Here is a 21,245-nt window from a genome sequence, read left to right as displayed (position 1 = left end):
TTCATTCTTTCAGTAAATCAACAAGAAGAGAGGCCACTTTATGTGTATCGTGACGTATTACGTCATTTTTATACGTTACAATTTGATCTCTGATGACTTCAAGCCCCATCGCTTTCAGCTCTTCGATATCAAAATCAACAGGACGCGCCGATTCCATTTCGTACTTACGTTTTATTTCGTCGGGAATGTCTTCACTGTTCACTAATATCGTATCAATAAAACCGCAGCCCATATGCTGATTGAGCGCTTTCACATGATCAGCAGCGGTGTAATGGAGCGTTTCGCCGGGCTGAGTCATCACGTTGCAAATGTATACTTTTTTCGCCGGCGCCTTTATCACTTCTTCCCCGATTTTTGGGACGAGCAAATTGGGAAGAATGCTGGTATAGAGGCTTCCCGGGCCGATAATAATCAAATCCGCTTCCCTGATTACGTCTATTGTTTCCGGCAGCGGATCAATCTGTTCAGGCGTGAGAAAAACACGCTTAATGCGCTGTCCGTATTCTGGGATCGTTGACTCGCCTGAGACCACGCGGCCATCTTCCATCTCAGCATGCAAAACGACACTGGCATTGGCAGCCGGCAAAACCTTTCCTCTGACATTCAGCACCTTGCTCATTTCTGTGACAGCGTGAAAAAAATCACCGGTTATATTTGTCATCGCTGCCAAAATCAAATTCCCGAGAGAATGGCCTGTTAAGTCATTCCCTTTATTGAAGCGGTGCTGAAAAAGATCTTCAACAAGCGGCTCCACATCGGATAAAGCGGCAAGCACATTTCTGATGTCTCCGGGAGGCGGAATTTTCAGTTCATTCCGCAGACGGCCAGAGCTTCCGCCATCATCGGCAACTGTTACAATGGCCGTGATGTCAACAGGTTTATGCTTTAGGCCCCGAAGCAATACAGAAAGACCTGTACCGCCGCCAAAGATTGCAATTTTCGGCTTTTGTCCCATCTTATTTCCGGCTTCTCTTTTCAATGTCCCGGTGAGTAACATGAGTATAGTAATCCTTTTTGAAATAATCAGCTAAATTCTCGGCTAATGTCACAGAGCGGTGCTGGCCCCCTGTGCAGCCGATCGCAATGACAACCTGGCTTTTTCCTTCTCTTTTATAAGATGGAAGCATAAAGCTCAGCAGATCAATTAATTTCTCATTGAACTTTTGTGTTTCATTCCACTTCATGACGTAAGAGGAAACTTCTTTATCCTTGCCAGTCAGCGGCCGCATGCTTTCGATATAGTACGGATTCGGCAAAAATCTGACATCAAAGACGAGATCTGCATCAATTGGAATACCGTATTTAAAACCAAATGACATGACATTTACGGTAAATGTCTCTCCTTGGTTTGTCGCAAAGTGCTTCACGATTTTTTCACGCAAATCACGCGGCTTCATGTCAGACGTATCGTAAATGATTTGAGAGCGGCCTTTTAATTCCTCAAGCAGCTCTCGTTCCAGCGCAATGCCTTCAAGCGGCAGGCCAGTCGCTGCCAGCGGATGCGAGCGTCTCGTTTCTTTATATCTCGTGACGAGAATGGAATCCTTCGCGTCCAGGAATAAAATTCGCGGTGTGATCCACGGATTTTCGGCCATTTCATCCAGCGCTTCAATCAGCCGGTCAAAAAATTCGCGGCCGCGCAGATCCATCACGAGCGCAACTTTGCTCATTTTCGAATTTGATTCCTTCATCAGCTCTAAAAACTTCGGAAGCAATGAAGGCGGAAGATTATCGACGCAGAAATAGCCCAGATCTTCAAAGCTTTGGATCGCGACAGTTTTCCCCGCTCCCGACATTCCAGTTATAATGACAAGCTGAATATCATGTGATTCACTAACACTCATCTTTCTCCCCCCTGACTTGTCTTTCTATTTGATGTGCTGCGGGTCTAAACGATAACTGAGTAGCTCAAATTCCGGTGTATACGTAAATGTGCCGTGCAGCAGCCCTTGTCCCTTCATCATAAAATCAAGGATATGGCCGTCTCCAGGGGCCATAGGCAGGTTCTGAATGTCATTGACATCGTGCCACTGCAGTTTGCCCTCCTCTGATTCAGACACATTTTGTCCTGTATAAGAATCAGCGACAAACGTAAACATCATCCACTCGGAGACAATGTGGTCACCGTCTTTAATAATAAAGGTAAAAACGCCTTTTAATTGAGGATTTATGATATAGATACCAGTCTCTTCTCTGTACTCTCTGATGACGGAGTCTCTGACTGATTCTCCGCTCTCCATCTTGCCGCCCGGCGCGACCCACCAGCCGCGTCTCGGCTTTTGAAGCAGAAGAACTTTGTCATCCGTCTGAAGCACACAATTTGTCACTCTTTGCAAGTACGTCACCTAACCTTCGTCCTGTCATCGTCTCTTTATTATACCGCTTCAAGATGCCTCCCACAATGAAGAGACATTGACAATCTTTTCTTCTATTTTACAGCATATTCATTCCTTAATTCAGATGATTTTGCTGTAACTGGAATTCTCTTTTATTTATGGACAAAAAAAGGACACGGATAACTGGAGAATCCGTGCCAAAAAAGTGTATTCATTATAAAAAGGGGGTCAATTACTTTATTAATCATAACCGAAAAGCATTACACATGTGTTACAGCGGAATTAAAACCCAGTAACGTAATGTGAAACTCGTATGACAGCCCTTTTTATTTTAAGGTTTTCAGCGTTTCTTGGAGCTCTTCGACATAATGCTGTACGCTTTGTGCCGCAATGCTTCCGTCTCCTGTAGCCGTTACGATTTGGCGCAGTGATTTTTCGCGGATGTCTCCGGCAGCGAAAATCCCTTCAACCTTAGTTTCCATGCGGTCGTTTGTTTCGATATAGCCTTCTTCATTCGTAATGCCCAGGTTTTCAAACGGTTTAGACAGAGGAAGCATGCCGATGTAAATGAATACGCCGTCTGTTTTGAATTCACTTTCTTCACCGGTTACCGTATCGACAAGCGTTACGTTACCGACTTTGCCGTTTTCCTCATGAATTTCCTTCACGGTTTTGTTCCATAGGAAGTCAACTTTTTCATTATCAAATGCTCTCGCTTGAAGAATACTTTGAGCACGGAGTTTATCACGTCTGTGAACAATCGTTACTTTTGAAGCGAAACGAGTCAGATATACGCCTTCTTCAACCGCGGAATCTCCGCCGCCAACAACGACTAGTTCTTTGCCTTTAAAGAAAGCGCCGTCACATACTGCACAATAAGATACACCGCGTCCGCCCAATTCTTTTTCGCCAGGCACGCCGATTTTTTTATACTCCGCACCTGCAGCAATGATGACAGCACGGGCTTTATATTCTTTTGAACCAGCTTTGACTACTTTGTACTCTTTGCCGTCAACGACTTCTTTAATATCGCCATAAGCGTATTCAGCGCCGAATTTTTTCGCGTGTTCAAACATTTTGTTAGAAAGCTCAGGCCCAAGGATACTTTCGAATCCAGGATAGTTTTCTACATCTTCCGTATTGGCCATTTGTCCGCCAGGAATTCCTCTTTCAATCATTAATGTCGATAAATTCGCTCTTGATGTGTATACAGCGGCCGTCATCCCAGCAGGGCCCGCGCCGATTATAATCACGTCATAAATTTTTTCTTCTGACACACTATTCACTCCTTAAACCATCTTTTCAAGTTTGGGCTCTTTCTTATAAGATAAGAATCCCCATCAAACGTATTCCTTACCCATATCCTATAAAATCTCATGGTGATACGCTATTTTTTTGCTCAACACGATTAAATGTATTCGAAAAGGGTATATGTTAATAAAGAAAGAGCCTTCTGTTTTAGAAGGCCCTTGTCATATTTATTATTGAACAACACGTCTTACAACGCCTTTAAATGCTGCTTTCCAGTAAGGATTGCTCATAGAGTCAACAGATACGCCATGAGATGTATTGTCGTTTAGGAAAGTACCGTTTCCTAAGTAGATTCCTACGTGTCCATTTGTTTTGTAAGTGTCAAAGAACACAAGGTCTCCGCGTTTCATTTCAGACGCGCTGACAGCTTGTCCTCTGCCAACTAACGTATCAGTAGTTGTCCCGCCTACAGGTCCAAGGTTAACACCTGCAGAAGCGTATGCCCAGCGTACGAATGATGAGCAGTCAAAAATACGGTTGTTGATATCAGATTGGCTGCGTCCGCCGCCAAACTTGTACGGAGATTGTCCTACAATGCTTGAACCAACGCTGATCGCGCCTTCAATTCCGCCAGAGTTGCTGATAACAGTGCCGCCTGAATTGCTGTTTGAGCCGCTGCTCTTCTTAGAAGATGAGCCGTTTGACGAACTGTTTGATGAACCGTTAGAAGAATTGTCTGAAGAATCATCAGATGAGCTTGCTTTTGCTGATTCAGTTGTCGCCGTTTGACTGTCATCTGTTTGTGTTTCATCAGATGCTTTTTGTGCTTCTTCCTGCTTTTTGATCAAAGCAGCCGCTGCTTCTTGTTCTTTTTTGATGCGTGCTTGTTCAGCTTCAGTATTTGCTTTTTGATTTGCAAGTTCAGATGCCTCTGATTTTAATTCAGAAATCGCTTTAGCCGTTTTCTTTTGGCTTGCTTTTGCTTCGTCGAAAAGCTTGTCTTTTTCATTAAGCTGTTTATCAAGGTCTTTTTGCATTGTTTCTAATTTAGCCAATGCAGCTTGAACTTCTTTCAGCTTGTCATTCAAATCCGCTTCAGAATCTTCGAGCTTCGCTTTATCCTGCTCTTGCTGTTTGATTAAATCTTTGTCTGCGTCCACAATAGATGAAACCGCAGTCGCACGAGAGATAAAGTCACCAAAGCTTGTTGATCCTAAAAGAACATCTATGTATCCTTGAGATCCGCCGCTTTCCTGTAAAGAACGAACGCGTTTTTTCAGGATTTCATTGCGTTTTTCGATGCGTGCTTCAGTTTCTTTAATCTCTTTTTTCAGTTTTTTGATTTCTTCTTTTGTTTTATCATTTTCTTCTTTTTTATCTTCGATCTTGTTGCTTGTATCAAGCGCCTTAGCGTTAATGTCTTTCAGTTCTTTTTCAATCTTTGATTGATTTTCCTGAAGCTCAGTTAATTCTTTTTCCTTCGCTTCAATGCTGGAAGCAACCTCAGATTGCTTGCTTTCGATTTTTTGTTTCTTTTCATCTAATGTTTCCGCCGATGCAGTTTTACTTGTAAATGGGATCAAAAAACTGCTTGTCCCGATGACGGAAGCCAAACCAAGTGTAATTAAACTCTTTCTCACTTTTTATATCCTCCCTTTTACTGTGAACCTGTCCTCATTTGGAATCGTATTTTGAACATCAAGTTTCGTTCCTCATACTCTACGAGGAATGATGGTTGTTTATGGTTAATTATTCTGTGCATCTCTTATTCTGGTTGTATAGCGTTTATTTCACATCATATGTAAAAAACACTAATTCCTTATGTACGAGAATCATTATACCATCAAGTTTCGACAAATTAGCGATAAATTTTATTACATTTATGTTTCAAACAGATGTCAAGTCACACATCATTTGTCATTTTTCTTAAGCGTGTAAAAAAACTGTCGATATTATTTTCTCAATATAATCTATCAAACAAAAAAAGAGTCGATTAAATAAATCGACTCTTTAAAATTTACTATTCTAGAATATCATCAATATATTTCATATATTTCGTCAAAGTTGCCGGAGAGATGCCGAATCGGGCCGCTGTGTCTTTTTTCGTGTCTTGCTTGCCATGGGCTTCTTTCCAAATATAACAGATGGCTGCTGCCCAGCCTTTCTCATTCTTCAACGGAGCAGCTGCACGAATTTGCTGGATGACATGGAAAACCCAGCAGCTCATGACTTCTGTTTTCATCTCTTCTTTTTCAGCTTGCTCTAATAATTTGACCGTTTGATAAGCGAAAAGTGCATCCTCTGAAACGTCAGCAGCAGCAGAATCTCCATTCAGAAGCAGCTTTACAAAATGATTTTCAAAAGGAGCGGTAATTCTCTTTGAGCGTATCACCGCTTCAAGATGCTCCGTTTCTCCCTTTGTGCTGCTGATATAATAGGCTGCGAGACGCTGCTCCACAGATGAAGGAAGAGCTTCCCTCCGCTCAATCCAAGGCGCCGGGCGGTCTTCGCCGGGATATTGCGACTCGACTTTTCTCCAGATCGTCTCGGCAAAGTCGGTATGTCCCGTAAAATAAGCAGAGCAGGAAAGCCAGTAAAAGAAGGTGTCGTCACCTTCAAAGCCGGTTTTATATAATGATTTGAGCCATTTATATCCGATCTCGTAGCGGCCGACAAGCGCCAAAGTAGCACCCAATTTATAACGCTGCTCCAATAGCATCGGATAGACATTGGAGAGCTGATCACTCAATTCCGCCACTTTTTCGTCTTCTCTTTCATAATAGTAGAAAACGAGAAGATTGCATAAGGCGTGAAGATTTCCTTCATTATGAGAAAGCACTTCATAAGCGGTTTGCTTCGCTTTTACAACGTTTCCTGAATAGAAATAGGCAAGCGCGAGATTGTTGTATGCTGACCAAAGCTCCGGATATTCAGCTGTGATTTCCTCAAGCGCCGCAACCGCTTCAGCAAGCTGGCCGCTTTCCAGCAATGACTTTGCCCGATCCTGTTTCACCAGCAGTTCATCCTGATCATACAACGAATCTTCAATGCCGTCGTCTCCTAAATCGAGCAAATCAAGCAGACTATCGTTTTCTTCGGCGAATTCACCATCCGGGTCCGCATCAGAATAAGCGGCCGCTTCTTTATAAGCTTCCTGGAAGAGCCCCAGATGGGCAAAGTTATTCGCTTTAAAGTAATGGCACTCCGGCATTTCGGCCTCCAGATTTGCCATGATATAGTCAAGAAGATCGTTCGACTCTTGATACTGGCCCATTTCCGAATAAATGACCGCAAGCTGTGAAAGCATCTCTGAATCCTCCGGCTCCAAATGAACCGCGCGCTGAATCAGTTTGCTTGCCCGTTTTAGATTGCGCTCTTTATAGGCTTTCAAGCCTTTATGAAAAAAATATTGTCCATCTTGAAGCAGCTGGACAATTTGTGCGTGATTTTTATGTTCAGAAGTGTGTTTTCCCACAACTACCCTCCGTTTTATACAATATTACCGTCAGTAGTATACCATAAATCGTAAGCCCCTCAATAGTTCAAAAGGAAGGATTAGGAAAATCCCTCCTCTTTTTTATTGGCTGATTCGACCAAAATTTACCCGGCTTTGTTTTCTAAGTCCGCATTCATTTTCAGCTGCTGTTCAGCAAAATCCCTATAAAGACCATGGGAAGCCATTAACTCATGGTGTGTTCCACGACCGGTAATTTCCCCTTTTTCAACAAACAAAAGCTGGTCCGCATCTACAACGGTAGATAGGCGGTGAGCGATCACAATCGTTGTGCGGCCCTCCATCAGCACCTCAAGCGCCTGCTGAACTGATTTTTCAGATTGGCTGTCGAGACTTGAGGTCGCTTCATCGAGCATAAGAATGCTTGGGTTACGGAGAAGCGCTCTCGCAATTGCGATTCTCTGCCTTTGTCCGCCTGACAGCATAATGCCGCGTTCGCCTACTTCTGTATCAAACTGATTCGGCAGCTCCTTTATAAAATTGAGCGCATATGCCATCTCCGCGGCTTTTTCGATCTCAGCATCCGTCACATCACGTTCTAACCCGTAGCAAATATTTTCTCTGATTGTCCCGGACATTAACGGGCTTTCCTGTGATACATACCCGATGTGCTCCCGCCACGATTCAAGCGAATAAGTATCAATCGGCTCGTCCCCCAGCCGAATGGACCCTGCAGTCGGAGAATAAAAACGTTCAAGCAGCTTAAACAGCGTCGTTTTCCCCCCGCCGCTCGGACCGACAATCGCTGTGACTTTACCTGCTTCAATGACAGCGCTGACCTCTTTTAAGATCAGCTGATCAGGCTTATATCCAAAAGACACGCGATCAAGCTGGATAGGGAGATGCGCATTTTCAATTTGTTTTCCTGTCACTGTATCTTCCTCTTCCTCTGCCAAAATCTCAATCATTCGTTCTGTTGCACCGATTGATTTTTGCAGCTGTGTGAAAAACGTTGTAATCTGGCCCATCGGCATAATAATTTGAAACAAATATAAAATAAAAGCCACGAGCGCTCCGGCTGTGAGCTCGCCTGATGAGACCTGCATGCCGCCATATCCGATCACTGCGACAAGCGCTGCCATTAGCACGAGTGAGATAAGCGGGCCGACAAGTGATTGAACCTTGGCTTCACGAACGCCAAGCTTAAATAATGAGGAAATCCCCATCTTCCCGCGCCCATATTCGACATCCTCCGCATTTGAAGCTTTGACAAGTCTGATTTCCGGAAGAATTTGATTCAGCAGGCCTGTAAAACGGGCTGTTTCATCTTGCGTTTCTCGTGAGATAGAAAACATCTTGCGGCCAATCGGCATTAAGATGAGAGCGGCCAGCGGAACGACCACTAACACTAGCAGTGTCAGCTTCCAGTTCATAATAAACAAGATTGTCAATGATCCAATGACAGAAATGATGCCTGTAATAAATCCGCTGATATGGGTTGTAATCAATTCTTTGACAACCATCGTATCGTTCGTTACACGGCTGACTGTTTCTCCGGAAGCATTTGTATCGAAATAAGAGACAGGCAGCTTAATTAATTTCTTCCATAATAAATCCCGCAGCCCGGAAATGATTTTTTGTCCATTATAGTTAAGCGCATAGGTGGCATAAGCGCTTAAACCCGCCTGAACGAAAAACACCAGCGCGATCAAACCGATTTGCGTGCCTGACAGATTTGACATAGAAAAACCATCGACAAGCTGCTTCGTTAATAATGGAATGAGCAGGCTGACCAGCGTGGTTACTACACTGAGGGCAAGCGCAAAGGCGAGCTTTCCATAAGAAGGATTGGTCCGTCTTACTAAGGCAAAAAAGGGTTTCAATTTACTTTTAGATTTTTGTTTCTTGTTTGGCATATATTTTCCTCCTGTTTCAGCGTTCAGAAAGGTGAAAAGTCATAGCAAAAGGATGATTTTTACTCTTTCTCAATCATATCAATGGCGAGAGACTTTTTCAGTATATTTTTGCCGTGATGAAAATAAAAGATCTCCCACTCATTGTTTGAATAGGAGATTTTTTATGTTAGAGCACTGGCTTCTTTTTTCTGTAAGTCAATGTTACATCCTGCTGCCGCAGGTCTTCTATTATCATTTTGTACCGATCAACTTTTGCGGTATGTTCTTCTTTTATCATCTCAAGGGCAGCTTTTCGTTTTTCGCTATTAGACTCAAGCTCTTTTTTTATTTTTTTTACAATCAACCCTTTTTGCCCTTTGATTTCCTCTTTTAATGAAGACTCAAATTTCTTTGTCAGGCTGAGAAAGTCGTTGATCGGTTGATTGAGGGTGCCCGCTTTCCCCTTCATTTCATCTTGGGTAAGAAACATATAGGTCGTTGATACAATTTCTGTTTCACTTTCTGAAAATAAGGAAGTCACTCTTCATATTCCTCCTAAGGCTGAAAATCAAATAACTGAGAAATCATTTCTTCTTTTTCAAACAGCTTTTCAATACTCTCGCGGATATTTTTGATAAAATCTCTTTTTTCTGTTGTCTGTTTTTTTAATTCAGCAACAATTCCATCATTAGCAGGAAGCGCACCTGTGTGGAATGATTCATGAACTGAGATTTTCTCCAATTTATCGAATGTGTGGCTGAAACCAGCTGCAAGCCGGAATTGAAGATCGAAGGCATAATGCAAAGGGTTTTCTTCCATATGATGAATAGCCGTGATGATCGCCTGCTTTTTGTCTATGAAGTCTTCATCGATTTCCTGACTGTAAACCTTCTGGTACTTAGAAATCGCATCTTCCATATCTTCAACGATTTTCATACCGTTTTGATAGATTCTGACAGCGGATGAGAGATTGACTTGAATCGTTTCTCCCGAGCCGCTCTTCCCTGTAAAATAAATATCGGAGCCTTTATAGCTGAAGCCTTTTTCCTTTGACAAGGCGTTGAGCATTTGAACGATACTGTGGCCGTCGACGATAAGTTTTAGTGCGTCTTTTGTTTCTGTGTCGAGTGTTTTCAATGAGGATAGAATTGATTTTACATAGTCCACTATTTCACCAACGTCTTTTAAAGCTTGCATAAATTGGCCATGCTTTAAATGGTCAATGAAATGTTCGTACCGTAATTCTATGCCTCGCATACTCGCATTAATATTCGTTAATTCTTTTTTGATGACTTTCTTTTGCGTTTCATCAATATAACCGTTTTCAGCTAACTGATCTACGACCGGTCCGCTGTTTCTCAACAAGGTATGAAGAAAACCTAAAAACGACGGCAGTTCCTCTTTTATTCGGCCATACATTTGCTTAACATCATCAAAATGCTCATATAGGACACTTACTTTCTTTAAAGCGCCGTCTGTGTTTTTCACTTTTTCAATCAGGTCTATGTCTATCCCGCTGGCTGCCTTTATAAAACCGTTCAAGCCGTCTTTTTCATAGTCATCCTTATATTTTTGAAGGAATTTTTGAATTGACCTCACATCTTCGTCAGGAACCCCATCCATAATATTTCGAATGCCTTTTACACTTGTATTTGTATCTGCCATCTTCACATCACCGAATGTAATGAAATCGGCCTTGCCGCTGACTCCATACAGCGGGTCATCTTTTGAGATGCGTTGGGTGATGTTTGCTGTTACGCCTTTGTCTTCATAATATTTTTGGATTTCTTTTTTTAACTTTTCTGGCGGGATGGAATCTATATCTTCATATTTATAACTAAATTTCCTAATAACATATCTATATAAACTTTCATCAGTTTCAAGTAATTGATCAATATTGACTTGAGCTCCATTTACCCCATAAACTCCATCATATTCTCCATCAATCAATTGCACCATAACTTGGTTATTATTTGCAAGTGAATGTCCTAAGGCGAATGTTTTTAAATCCTCAGAGTTACCTGCTGCTTTCTTTGCTTTGTTAGTAAACTCCTTTGTAGCCTCATACTGACTATGATCAATTCCTAAAAAAAGACCAAAAAAGTTATATGACCAATCCTTATTATCGGCACTACCTTCTGAAATAATCTGAAGCTGATCAATATGTTTTTTCTCATCTATTATATGGATTGCCGTTCCATCGTAACCTGATTCTCTGGTCGAACTTTGTATACTTGTATTCTGATTTACAAGTTCATTGGAGGTGTAAATTTCAATTTTCATATTCTCAGGAAGATCGTGGTGGGTTTCCTCTTTATAAATTCTGCGTATATCTGCTTCGAAATCCTTCTTAGCTTTCTTAACTTCACTCGCAATAGTTGAGGCAAACTTTTGTTTATAGTCATATTCTAAATCAATTAACCTTAACTTTACGTTCTCATTCTCAAATACATTTTTATTTCCCATCTTATTTCTCCTTTTTATCTATTAAAAAGGTGATAGAATTAATTAATTTCTCAACTTTATTTTTAGCCTTTTCTTCATCTAAGGAGCATGGTTGATTTTCATTTTTGCATCCAAGGGTAAAGGCGTATTCTACTCCTAGGTTATCTTCCTCTGTAGACTTAACATATCCAAAATAACTGTATGAATAATTATATTTTCTATCAATATCGTCAAAGATGTCTTTTTTCTTGGCAGTGTAAATATCCGTTTTCTTTTTGCTGCTTTTTTTGTATTCGCCTTTATAATCATTTTTTCCACTAACAATATCTAGCATTGTCTTAGGTTCATTCGCAAAACTTTCTTCTTTGTAATATGTTACATGGCCATCAAACATTACATTGGTGTCTTTATCATAACTATTAAATCCAATACTTTCTTTGTTTTTCCCGGTTAACGATGATCTTCTTGATAGATACTTTCCATCCTCCGGAAACAACATCCTAAACCCTTTCAGCTTAGATTCCAGCAAATAATATCCTGGTTCCTCTTCTTTTGTTGACACCATGTACTCTCTCGTTTTCTCGTCCTGAAACGCAGGTACTTGAGGCAGATCCTTGGGATCCATGTCTTTTGGTTTTACCGCTTCTGTTTTATTGTCATTTGTGCTGTTTTTATCATTGTCATTCATACTGCATCCTCCTGTCAGGGCAAGTAATAAGCTGAAGCAAATAAAGATGATCTTTTTCATTACGAACCTCCACGGGTTTTGTGAGAATAGTATTCTATTTTTATATCAAAAATAATTCTATTGACCTGGTTAAGAGATGATTATTTCATCCTTTTTCATGTTACATCATGGCGGAATTTGGATAAATAGGAAATGAGACTCGGTTTTGATCTCCTTTTATTAACTAATCATATATAACACCCAATATAAATCTAAATACCTATTACTTTTTTCACAAAACAAAAAGAGCCGTATCATCCGGCTCTTTACTCTTCAATCTCAGAATGGCGTTTTTTCAATACGTCAAGCACATCATCCAGCGGCAGGGATTGTTCTCTGAGCAGGACAAGCAGGTGATACAGCAGGTCTGCCGCTTCCCATTTGAGTTCCTCATGATCCCGGTTTTTCGCGGCGATGATGACTTCGGATGCTTCTTCTCCGACTTTTTTCAAAATCTTATCGACGCCTTCACGGAAGAGGTACGTGGTGTAAGCTCCTTCAGGCATTTCCGCTTGGCGTTCCGCGATCACCCGCTCCAGTTCGTTCATGATGCCGAATCGGTCCGCGGCCTGTTCTTCTGTTTGTTCCTTTGTAAAACAGCTGTAGCTGCCAGTGTGGCATGCCGGGCCTGACGGTTCTACGAGTACGAGCAGCGCGTCTTGATCGCAGTCATACCGGATACCTTTGACGGCTTGCGTGTTCCCTGAGGTTTCTCCTTTATGCCATAACGCTTGGCGTGAGCGGCTGTAAAACCATGTTTCCTTCGTTTCCAGCGTTTTTTCGTACGATTCCTTGTTCATATACGCAAGTGTCAGCACTTCTTTGCTTGCCGCATCCTGCACGATAGCAGGAATTAATCCGTCCTCGTTAAAACGCAGTTCATCTGCCTGTTTCATCTCACATTCACCCCGTACTCTTTCAAGTATGATTTCACTTCTTTAATCGATGTTTCTTTATAATGAAAAATTGAGGCGGCCAGCGCGGCGTCGGCTTCTCCTTTTGTAAAAGCCTCAAGCATATGCTGTGCGTTTCCCGCGCCTCCCGAAGCGATAACAGGGACGGGGACAGCTTCGGAAACAAGCTTTGTCAGCGTGTGGTCGAAACCTTTTTTCTCACCGTCGGAGTCCATGCTTGTCAGCAATATTTCTCCTGCCCCGCGTTTGACGCCTTCTTTTGCCCACGCGGTGACCTCCCAATCTGTTTTCTTTCTGCCGCCGTGCGTATAGACCTTATATGTGTCAGATTCTTTGTCATACTTGGCATCAATGGCAAGAACGATGCATTGCGAACCGAAAAACTCGGCTCCTTCTGCAATCAGCTCAGGGCGGAGAACAGCTGCCGTGTTCACCGACACTTTGTCCGCTCCGGCACGCAGTATCGTTTTCATATCACTGAGCTGATTGATGCCGCCGCCGACTGTAAACGGAATGGCAAGCTTCGCGGCAACCTGCTCCACAACGTCAACCATCGTTTTGCGTCCTTCATGCGAGGCAGAAATATCAAGAAAAACGAGTTCATCCGCGCCTTCCCGGTCGTACACTTCCGCCAGTTCAACTGGGTCACCGGCATCCTTCAATTCGAGAAATTGAATTCCTTTGACAACGCGTCCTTCTTTGACATCAAGGCATGGAATAATCCGTTTTGTGATCATTTGCGCTTCACCCTTTCAAGCGCCTCACACAGCGTAAACTGATTGGTATACAGCGCTTTTCCGATGATCGCTCCAGAGACGCCGTCCGCCTCAGAGCGGGCGAGAGCTTCGAGATCCGCGACGGAGCTGACTCCGCCGGAAGCGATCACCGATTTCCCCGTTTCCTTAGCAAGCTCGACCGTGCTTTTAACATTGGGGCCTGACAGCATTCCGTCTGTCGCGATGTCAGTAAAAATAAAGACTTCCGCACCTTCATTGGCTAGCTCTTTGCCCAGTTCAGTTGCCTTAAGGGTTGATGTTTCCAGCCATCCCTCTGTTGAAACAAAACCGTTTCTCGCATCCAGTCCGATTGCAATTTTCTCGCCATATTGTTTCAGCATTTTTTTGACAAACGGAGGGTTAGAAACTGCTGAGCTTCCCAGGATCACCCGATCGACTCCTGCTGATAAATATTCATAGACGTCATTTTCGGAACGGATCCCGCCACCGATTTCGACTTTCAGGTTCAGCTTTTGCGTAATCTCAATCACATGGCGGTCATTCACTCTTTTCCCTTCTTTGGCCCCGTCGAGATCAACGAGATGGATCCATTCGGCACCCTCTTTCGCAAATAACTCAGCCATGTCGTACGGTGAATCGCCATATATCGTTTCCTTATTATAATCCCCTTGAACAAGGCGGACACATTTGCCGTTTCTCATATCAATTGCCGGATATAATGTAAAAGCACTCATTTTTTCACCTTCTGTTCTGCTGCCATTTTCGTAAATTGAGTTAAAATAGACATTCCGACCGTGCTGCTTTTTTCCGGATGAAATTGGGCGCCGAAGACGTTTCTTTTTCCGACTACAGCAGGCACTCGTACACCATAATCGGCGCTTGCCAGAAGCGCGTTCTCCTCCATCCCGTCAATGTAATAGGAATGAACGAAGTAAGCGTAGCCTTGTTCTGTTTCAGACAGCAGCGGAGATTCGTTATGAAAGGAAAGGAGGTTCCAGCCCATATGCGGAACCTTCAGCTTGTTTCCTTTTTCATCTTCTGCTTTCAGCCTGACTGCTTTTCCTTTTAACAGCCCGAGTCCTGAAGCGGTGCCGTTTTCTTCGCTTTCTTCAAATAAAAGCTGCATGCCGAGGCAGATCCCGAGAAGCAGCCTTCCCTCTGAGACCATATCGTGAATCAATTGATCAAGCTTCGTGTAGCGCAAATTGTCCATCGCGTCTCCAAATGAACCAACTCCCGGCAAAATGAAGGCATCAGCTTCTTTCAGCTCCTCCGGCTTTTCAGAAACAAAATACGGCACGCCGACACGTTCAAGCGCCTTTGAGACACTGTATAAATTCCCCATTCCGTAATCTATCACGCCGATCATTTACAGCATCCCTTTCGTTGACGGTATTCCTTTAACTCGCGGATCGATCGTTGTCGCTTCATCAAGCGCACGTCCCAGTGCTTTAAAAACGGCTTCAATCATGTGGTGGGTGTTTGTGCCATAATGAACGATGACGTGCAGGTTCATTCGAGCTTCGAGCGCCAGCTTCCACAAAAATTCATGTACAAGCTCCGTATCGAAAGTTCCGACTTTAGCAGCCGGGAAATCAGCGCGCATTTCTAAGTGCGGCCGGTTGCTTAAATCAATCACAACTTGAGCAAGTGCCTCATCCATCGGCACAAACGCCGATCCGTAGCGTTTGATTCCTTTTTTATCGCCCAACGCTTTGAGCAGCGCCTGCCCTAAGCAGATGCCGATATCTTCAGTCGTGTGGTGATCATCTATATCAACATCGCCTTTTGCGTTAATGGAAAGATCGAATTGGCCGTGTTTCGTGAATAAATCCAACATATGTGTCATAAACGGCACATCTGTTTTGATATCCGCTTGTCCCCCGCCGTCTATTGTAAATGCCAGTTCAATATCTGTTTCGTTTGTTTTCCTGACGCGTTCCGCTTTTCTCATTTAGAAATCCTCCGTTCTCTCGCTTCAATTGATCTGGCATGGGCTTCTAACCCTTCCAGTCTGGCAAAAGCCGCGATGCTTTCGGCATGTTCTTCAAAGGCTGATTGACTGTAAGAAATAATGCTCGATTTCTTTTGAAAATCAGTTACGTTTAATGGACTTGAAAATCTGGCTGTTCCGTTTGTCGGAAGCACATGGTTCGGTCCGGCAAAATAATCACCGACAGGCTCAGGGCTGTATCTGCCTAAGAAAATTGCACCCGCATGTTTGATACTGCCAAGCAAAGCTTCCGGAGACTGTGTTATGATTTCTAAATGCTCTGGCGCGAGTGTATTGACAGTATTAATCGCTTCCACCATTGTTTCCGCCACATATATACAACCGTAATCTCTCACTGAAGCTTCCGCTATTTCTCTTCGCGGCAAGGTTTTCAGCTGCTTACTCACCTCGGCTGAAACCGCCTCGGCCAGCGCCATGGAATCTGTGACAAACACACATGAGCTGAGCTTATCGTGTTCCGCCTGTGACAGCAGATCGGCTGCAATTTCGCTCGGAATCGCTGTTTCATCAGCCAGCACGACGATTTCACTAGGTCCGGCAATCATATCGATATCGACATCGCCGAACACTTCTCGTTTGGCAAGCGCGACATAAATGTTGCCCGGACCCGTGATTTTATCCACCGGTTCAATGGTTTCTGTTCCGTATGCTAACGCCGCAATCGCCTGAGCGCCGCCCATTTTGTAAACATCTTTTATGCCCAGCTCGGCTGCTGCAACCAAAACTCCAGGAGACAGCAGACCGTCTTTTCCCGGAGGCGTGACGAGAACGATTCTTTCAACGCCCGCTACGAGCGCCGGAATCACATTCATCAAAACAGATGAAGGATATGCGGCCGTTCCCCCCGGCACATATACACCGGCGGAATCCAGCGCCGTCACTTTCTGCCCCAGCATTGTGCCGTCCTTTCTGTGATAAAACCAGGAGGATTGCAGCTGTCTTTCGTGATATTCCCTAATATTTTCGATTGCCTGCCTAATCACCTGAAGAAGACGTGAATCCAGTGAGGTGTATGCCTCCTCAAATTCTTCTTTTGTGACCAGCGGACTGTCTATTTCGATGCCGTCAAATTTCGCCGTGTAGCTGCGAACCGCCTGATCACCGTTTGCTTTAACATCTTCTATAATGGACCGGACCGTCTTTCTTTGCTCTTCCGTTCCGGCATCGATGGAACGCTTGAGAGAAAGCCGTTCCGCTCCGCTGATGGTTTTGATCTTCATTTTGCCGTCTCTCCTTCCACAACGAGAGATAGGCGGGATGCCATTTCGTCAATCACATCGTCTTTCATGCGATAGCTTACCGGGTTGACAATAAAGCGAGAGGTAATGTCACAAATGTGCTCCGTTTCAACAAGCCCATTTTCTTTCAGCGTCTGTCCTGTGGAAACAATGTCCACTATCCGATCTGCAAGCCCAATGAGCGGAGCCAGTTCAATTGAACCGTTGAGCTTAATAATCTCGACTTGTTCTCCCTGCTCTCTGAAATAACTGGAAGCCACATTCGGATACTTTGTCGCGATTCTTGGCGCTACTCCGCTCCAGTCTGTATTCGGAAGTCCGGCGACAGCTAAGTGGCATTTGCTGATTTTTAAATCCAGTACCTCATACACGTCGCGTTCCTCCTCCAGCATGACATCCTTGCCCGCAATTCCGACGTCTGCCACGCCATGCTCCACATACGTAGTTACGTCCATCGGCTTCGCTAATATGAAACGAAGATTTTCCTCCGGCACATCGATGATCAATTTTCTCGAATCTTCAAACTCCTCAGGGAGCCTGTAGCCTGCCTGCCTCAGCAGCCCTGCCGCTTCTTCAAATATCCGGCCCTTTGGCATCGCCATTGTGAGTAACTTACCCATTTTGCTCTTCCTTTCTGGCACCGATAAAATAAGTGACGTTTGCAAAAGATTTTGTCATCTGGTCGATATTTTCTATTCCCGATAAATCTTGAAGAACCACTTTGTTCCCTTTCATGCGTTCTTCATTCGCATAAGCGATGGCTTGCGCCCGCTGCTCTTTGCTGAAAATAACAGCGTCTATATCACAAGATTCTTCTTTCATATGAAGGGCTTCAATCAGCCGGTCGATCCGAAGCCCGAAGCCTGTTGCCGGTGCAGGTGAATCAAAATGGCCCAGCAGCTTGTTGTAACGGCCGCCGCTTCCAATGACAAAACCGACATTCTCGGCGTACACTTCAAATAAAATCCCTGTGTAATAGCTCATGTGGCTGACCATATTCAGATCCAGGCGGACATTTTCCGTACATCCGTAATCCTCAAGAATGTCCCACAGCGCCTTCAGCTCATCAACCACGCTTTTTCCTTGTGCAGAATCGACGATTTCCTCAGCACGTCCGCATACTTCTATGCCGCCCCGCAATTCGAGGAGCTCAAGCAGTCTGCTTTTATCAATGGAGGAAAGCGGGAGAGACTTGACATGCTCTCTGTAGCCGACGTAGTTCTTTTCATATAAGAACCTCCGCAGCACATCAGCTCGTTCAACGTTTCCGAGCACCTCAACAAACAAAGCATCCGCAATGCCGGCATGGCCGATGGCAATTTTAAAGGATGCCAGCCCAGCGTTTTTTAATGCCCCGACGACTAAAGCAATGACCTCCGCATCCGCGCTCGTCGTGCCGTCACCGATTAACTCCACTCCGACCTGCTCGAACTCAGCCGGACGTCCGCCTTCACGCTCCTGAGCCCTGAATACATTTGCCGCATAGCCGACTCTTAGCGGATGACCGTGTTTCAGAAGCTTCGATGCCGCCACCCTTGCAATCGGCCCCGTCATATCCGGGCGAAGCACCAATGTCTTGCCGTCCTGATCAAGTAGCTTAAACAGCTGCTGCTCTTCAATTGCTGACTGGACGCCAACGGTATCGTAAAACTCCAGTGTCGGCGTTTCCATAAATTGATATCCCCATTTATCAATCAAATCGGTTAACGATCGTCTCACCTTTTTTTTCGTTTCGTATAAACCGGGCAGTGTATCTCTCATGCCGTGCGGTTTTTCAAACATAAACATCAACCCGAGCACCTCCGCTGTTATCTTATGAAGGAAAATTCCGAATCCTTTAGTTCGCTAATATGATAATATGTTAGCAGATGAAAGAATGAAAATCAACGCTTAACTTCAGTAAGGATATTTTTAGTTCAAATATCCTTCTCCTCATTATGAAAAAATCATGAATAATGTATTAAAGGTACGTAATATCTCAAATTCTTTATGTTTGGCATGCTATAATACAAATCAAATAGAGAACAAGGAGATAAAGATGAAAACACTGCGAACTCTATGTGTCCTGATGATTCTTTCAGGCGTTATTTTTTTCGGACTTAAAATAGATGCAAAAGATATAGATATTCCTTTTTTGAACAGCCTTAAAAAAGTGGTTTCTGATAGCGATACAGACTCAGCTGCGAATAGCAAAAAGGAGCTGAAGGGAAGCGCAAAACCGCTGGATGTCATCCTTTACAATCAAATGGACGCACCCCGGCTCTATAACGGCTGTGAAGTAACAAGCCTTGCGATGGTGCTGAATTATGCGGGATACGACGTGACAAAAAATACCCTGGCAAATCAGGTTGCCACAGTGCCTTTGACATACAGCAGCGGATTAAAGGGTGATCCGAATGACGGATTTGTCGGGGATATGGCGAATGGCCCTGGTCTCGGTGTCTACCATCGACCGATCTATCAGCTGGCGAAAACCTATGCGGGAGACAAAGTGTCTGATCTGACTGGAAAAAGTATTTCCGCTGTTTATCAGCAGCTTGAAAAAGGCAATCCAGTTTGGGTTATTACGACAGCCAACTTTACGCCAGTTGACAACATGCAGACATGGAAAACGCCAAACGGAACGATAGAGATTACGTACAGCGAACACAGCGTCGCCGTTACGGGATATGATGATAAATATGTGTATCTCAATGATCCGTATGGCTATAAAAACAGAAAAACCGATAGAACAAGCTTTGAAAAAGCGTGGAAACAAATGGGCAGCCAGGCCGTGGTTATTCAAAAGTAAACACCTGAAGCCTCACTATGCTCTATCCTGAGCAAATACGACAATATTCATGCTTTTTGTTTCAATCGGTAAGATTGATTCATTTTCCATTTATCATCCAGAATTATCTTTACTTTCAGGCTATCTGTTTTTATGATTAAAGCAGATTCAGCCTTGCCCCGATCTATGCGAGAGAAGCCGGTGCAAGTCGCTGACGCTTCTCTTGCAAAAAATGAAAGATATCCGGGGAGGATTTATCATTGAAAAAATTCGTGTCTATCCTATTTATGTTCGGTTTGGTTATGGGGTTCAGCCAGTTTCAGTCATCAACCGCTTTTGCAGCAGACAAAGTGGTGCACGAAACAATTATCGTACCAAAAAATACAACATATGACGGGAAAGGACAGCGGTTTGTGGCAGGGAAAGAATTAGGCGACGGAAGCCAGTCAGAAAACCAAGACCCTGTTTTTCGTGTGGAGGATGGTGCAACCCTGAAAAATGTGGTGCTTGGCGCCCCTGCCGCTGATGGCGTACACACTTATGGAAACGTTAACATTCAGAATGTGAAATGGGAAGATGTTGGTGAGGATGCGTTAACGGTGAAGAAGGAAGGAAAAGTGACGATCGACGGCGGTTCTGCACAAAAAGCGTCAGATAAGATATTCCAAATCAATAAAGCCAGTACATTCACAGTGAAAAACTTCACGGCAGACAATGGCGGAAAGTTCATAAGACAGCTTGGCGGTTCAACCTTCCACGTTGATGTGATCATCGATAAGTGCACCATCACAAACATGAAGGAAGCGATATTCCGGACGGACAGCAAAACAAGCACGGTCAGAATGACAAATACACGCTACTCTAATGTCGGTCAAAAATGGATTGGTGTTCAGCATATTTACGAAAACAACAACACTCAATTTTAACCAAAAAAGTCCGCTGATGTTATTCAGCGGACTTTTTCAATCTTTCTTGCATTTCTTCCTTCGTATAGATGATCCTCATCGGATTTCCGCCGACAAATGCGCCGGCAGGCACGTCTTTATGGACAAGTGTTCCGGCGGACACAACTGCGCCATCTCCTATTTTCACCCCGGGCAGAATGGTCGTGTTGGCACCAATCATCACTTCGTCTCCGATCAGAACTGTGCCGATCCGGTATTCGTGAATCAAATACTCATGGGCCAGAATGGTCGTATTGTACCCGATGATTGTATTTGTTCCGACTGAGATCTTTTCCGGAAACATGATATCTGGCATCACCATGAGGGCAAAGGATGTCTGATTTCCAACCTTCATCCGCAGAAATGTACGGTACAGCCAGTTTTTCATCCCTATAAACGGCGTATATCTCGCAATTTGAATGACAATGAAATTTTTGACGACCTTTAAAAAAGGTACCGTTTGATAGACATGCCACAGTGAGTTGGCCCCCGAGACCGGATGACGATCTGTTTTTCTCAC

At 43.8% G+C, this 21,245-nt stretch carries 21 protein-coding genes; 2 read left to right on the top strand and 19 right to left on the bottom strand.

Annotated elements, in window-relative coordinates:
- Position 1 precedes the first annotated feature (1 nt).
- From mgfK to BGM23_RS04255, 18 genes are all read right to left on the bottom strand, one after another.
- Complete coding sequence (gene mgfK / locus BGM23_RS04340) at positions 2 to 955, bottom strand: gluconeogenesis morphogenetic factor (RefSeq protein WP_003244450.1); 954 nt, start codon at positions 953 to 955, stop codon at positions 2 to 4.
- A gap of 1 nt (position 956) precedes the next feature.
- Positions 957 to 1,844: an RNase adapter RapZ gene (rapZ, locus tag BGM23_RS04335; protein WP_003243903.1), complete on the bottom strand. Its 888-nt coding sequence runs from the start codon at positions 1,842 to 1,844 to the stop codon at positions 957 to 959.
- Positions 1,845 to 1,868: 24 nt separating this feature from the next.
- The gene (locus BGM23_RS04330) at positions 1,869 to 2,345 is read right to left on the bottom strand and encodes an 8-oxo-dGTP diphosphatase (protein WP_010886622.1); all 477 of its coding nucleotides are present in this window, start codon (positions 2,343 to 2,345) and stop codon (positions 1,869 to 1,871) included.
- A gap of 317 nt (positions 2,346 to 2,662) precedes the next feature.
- Positions 2,663 to 3,613, bottom strand: coding sequence for a thioredoxin-disulfide reductase (gene trxB / locus BGM23_RS04325; protein ID WP_003228139.1), 951 nt, complete (start codon positions 3,611 to 3,613; stop codon positions 2,663 to 2,665).
- 204 nt (positions 3,614 to 3,817) lie between these two features.
- Complete coding sequence (gene cwlO, locus BGM23_RS04320) at positions 3,818 to 5,227, bottom strand: peptidoglycan DL-endopeptidase CwlO (RefSeq protein ID WP_021480679.1); 1,410 nt, start codon at positions 5,225 to 5,227, stop codon at positions 3,818 to 3,820.
- 380 nt (positions 5,228 to 5,607) lie between these two features.
- Positions 5,608 to 7,062 carry a tetratricopeptide repeat protein gene (locus BGM23_RS04315; protein ID WP_015251148.1) on the bottom strand — a complete coding sequence of 485 codons (1,455 nt, stop codon included), beginning with the start codon at positions 7,060 to 7,062 and terminating at the stop codon, positions 5,608 to 5,610.
- A 125-nt stretch (positions 7,063 to 7,187) separates the two neighbouring features.
- Entirely contained in the window at positions 7,188 to 8,957 is a 1,770-nt protein-coding gene (gene bmrA, locus BGM23_RS04310) for a multidrug resistance ABC transporter ATP-binding protein/permease BmrA (protein ID WP_046663982.1), read from the bottom strand.
- A gap of 166 nt (positions 8,958 to 9,123) precedes the next feature.
- Positions 9,124 to 9,477, bottom strand: a complete 354-nt coding sequence (locus BGM23_RS04305; protein ID WP_014481007.1) for a hypothetical protein — start codon at positions 9,475 to 9,477, stop codon at positions 9,124 to 9,126.
- A gap of 14 nt (positions 9,478 to 9,491) precedes the next feature.
- A complete protein-coding gene (locus BGM23_RS04300; protein ID WP_046663983.1) occupies positions 9,492 to 11,402 on the bottom strand; it encodes a DUF6792 domain-containing protein in 1,911 nt (636 codons plus the stop codon).
- A gap of 1 nt (position 11,403) precedes the next feature.
- Positions 11,404 to 12,129 carry a lipoprotein gene (locus BGM23_RS04295; RefSeq protein WP_003244157.1) on the bottom strand — a complete coding sequence of 242 codons (726 nt, stop codon included), beginning with the start codon at positions 12,127 to 12,129 and terminating at the stop codon, positions 11,404 to 11,406.
- Between the two features lie 245 nt (positions 12,130 to 12,374).
- On the bottom strand, positions 12,375 to 13,004 hold the full coding sequence (gene hisIE / locus BGM23_RS04290) for a bifunctional phosphoribosyl-AMP cyclohydrolase/phosphoribosyl-ATP diphosphatase HisIE (RefSeq protein WP_003243045.1): 630 nt from the start codon (positions 13,002 to 13,004) through the stop codon (positions 12,375 to 12,377).
- Positions 13,001 to 13,759, bottom strand: coding sequence for an imidazole glycerol phosphate synthase subunit HisF (gene hisF, locus BGM23_RS04285; RefSeq protein WP_015384749.1), 759 nt, complete (start codon positions 13,757 to 13,759; stop codon positions 13,001 to 13,003). Before hisF ends, hisIE begins: the two co-directional genes overlap by 4 nt.
- Complete coding sequence (hisA, locus tag BGM23_RS04280) at positions 13,756 to 14,493, bottom strand: 1-(5-phosphoribosyl)-5-[(5-phosphoribosylamino)methylideneamino]imidazole-4-carboxamide isomerase (RefSeq protein ID WP_015714778.1); 738 nt, start codon at positions 14,491 to 14,493, stop codon at positions 13,756 to 13,758. The genes hisF and hisA overlap by 4 nt, the downstream gene beginning before the upstream one ends.
- A complete protein-coding gene (gene hisH, locus BGM23_RS04275; RefSeq protein ID WP_015714779.1) occupies positions 14,490 to 15,128 on the bottom strand; it encodes an imidazole glycerol phosphate synthase subunit HisH in 639 nt (212 codons plus the stop codon). Before hisH ends, hisA begins: the two co-directional genes overlap by 4 nt.
- Positions 15,129 to 15,713, bottom strand: a complete 585-nt coding sequence (gene hisB / locus BGM23_RS04270) for an imidazoleglycerol-phosphate dehydratase HisB (RefSeq protein WP_015714780.1) — start codon at positions 15,711 to 15,713, stop codon at positions 15,129 to 15,131.
- Positions 15,710 to 16,993 carry a histidinol dehydrogenase gene (hisD, locus tag BGM23_RS04265; RefSeq protein ID WP_046663984.1) on the bottom strand — a complete coding sequence of 428 codons (1,284 nt, stop codon included), beginning with the start codon at positions 16,991 to 16,993 and terminating at the stop codon, positions 15,710 to 15,712. The genes hisB and hisD overlap by 4 nt, the downstream gene beginning before the upstream one ends.
- Positions 16,990 to 17,631: an ATP phosphoribosyltransferase gene (gene hisG, locus BGM23_RS04260; protein WP_015251138.1), complete on the bottom strand. Its 642-nt coding sequence runs from the start codon at positions 17,629 to 17,631 to the stop codon at positions 16,990 to 16,992. The genes hisD and hisG overlap by 4 nt, the downstream gene beginning before the upstream one ends.
- Entirely contained in the window at positions 17,624 to 18,799 is a 1,176-nt protein-coding gene (locus BGM23_RS04255) for an ATP phosphoribosyltransferase regulatory subunit (RefSeq protein ID WP_046664048.1), read from the bottom strand. The genes hisG and BGM23_RS04255 overlap by 8 nt, the downstream gene beginning before the upstream one ends.
- Before the next feature lie 250 nt (positions 18,800 to 19,049).
- On the opposite strand from BGM23_RS04255, the gene BGM23_RS04250 reads away from it, so the two are divergent.
- Both BGM23_RS04250 and pelC read left to right on the top strand, forming a co-directional pair.
- Positions 19,050 to 19,802: a C39 family peptidase gene (locus BGM23_RS04250; RefSeq protein ID WP_003243552.1), complete on the top strand. Its 753-nt coding sequence runs from the start codon at positions 19,050 to 19,052 to the stop codon at positions 19,800 to 19,802.
- A gap of 239 nt (positions 19,803 to 20,041) precedes the next feature.
- A complete protein-coding gene (pelC, locus tag BGM23_RS04245) occupies positions 20,042 to 20,707 on the top strand; it encodes a pectate/pectin lyase PelC (RefSeq protein ID WP_015251135.1) in 666 nt (221 codons plus the stop codon).
- Positions 20,708 to 20,726: 19 nt separating this feature from the next.
- Here the strand turns inward: pelC and hprF are convergent, their stop codons facing one another.
- On the bottom strand, positions 20,727 to 21,245 hold the full coding sequence (hprF, locus tag BGM23_RS04240; RefSeq protein WP_003228107.1) for a heptaprenylglyceryl phosphate O-acetyltransferase: 519 nt from the start codon (positions 21,243 to 21,245) through the stop codon (positions 20,727 to 20,729).

Source organism: Bacillus sp. FJAT-14266 (genome assembly GCF_001719225.1).
Taxonomy (GTDB): domain Bacteria; phylum Bacillota; class Bacilli; order Bacillales; family Bacillaceae; genus Bacillus; species Bacillus subtilis.
This window is presented reverse-complemented; position numbering and strand designations above follow the sequence as displayed.

Excerpts from the sequence above, each read along its gene's own strand:
- mgfK (WP_003244450.1), bottom strand. The coding sequence starts at position 955 with ATGGGACAAAAGCCGAAAATTGCAATCTTTGGCGGCGGTACAGGTCTT.
- rapZ (WP_003243903.1), bottom strand. The coding sequence starts at position 1,844 with ATGAGTGTTAGTGAATCACATGATATTCAGCTTGTCATTATAACTGGA.
- bmrA (WP_046663982.1), bottom strand. The coding sequence starts at position 8,957 with ATGCCAAACAAGAAACAAAAATCTAAAAGTAAATTGAAACCCTTTTTT.
- BGM23_RS04300 (WP_046663983.1), bottom strand. The coding sequence starts at position 11,402 with ATGGGAAATAAAAATGTATTTGAGAATGAGAACGTAAAGTTAAGGTTA.
- BGM23_RS04295 (WP_003244157.1), bottom strand. The coding sequence starts at position 12,129 with ATGAAAAAGATCATCTTTATTTGCTTCAGCTTATTACTTGCCCTGACA.
- hisIE (WP_003243045.1), bottom strand. The coding sequence starts at position 13,004 with ATGAAACAGGCAGATGAACTGCGTTTTAACGAGGACGGATTAATTCCT.
- hisF (WP_015384749.1), bottom strand. The coding sequence starts at position 13,759 with ATGATCACAAAACGGATTATTCCATGCCTTGATGTCAAAGAAGGACGC.
- hisA (WP_015714778.1), bottom strand. The coding sequence starts at position 14,493 with ATGAGTGCTTTTACATTATATCCGGCAATTGATATGAGAAACGGCAAA.
- hisH (WP_015714779.1), bottom strand. The coding sequence starts at position 15,128 with ATGATCGGCGTGATAGATTACGGAATGGGGAATTTATACAGTGTCTCA.
- hisB (WP_015714780.1), bottom strand. The coding sequence starts at position 15,713 with ATGAGAAAAGCGGAACGCGTCAGGAAAACAAACGAAACAGATATTGAA.
- hisD (WP_046663984.1), bottom strand. The coding sequence starts at position 16,993 with ATGAAGATCAAAACCATCAGCGGAGCGGAACGGCTTTCTCTCAAGCGT.
- hisG (WP_015251138.1), bottom strand. The coding sequence starts at position 17,631 with ATGGGTAAGTTACTCACAATGGCGATGCCAAAGGGCCGGATATTTGAA.
- BGM23_RS04255 (WP_046664048.1), bottom strand. The coding sequence starts at position 18,799 with ATGTTTATGTTTGAAAAACCGCACGGCATGAGAGATACACTGCCCGGT.
- BGM23_RS04250 (WP_003243552.1), top strand. The coding sequence starts at position 19,050 with ATGAAAACACTGCGAACTCTATGTGTCCTGATGATTCTTTCAGGCGTT.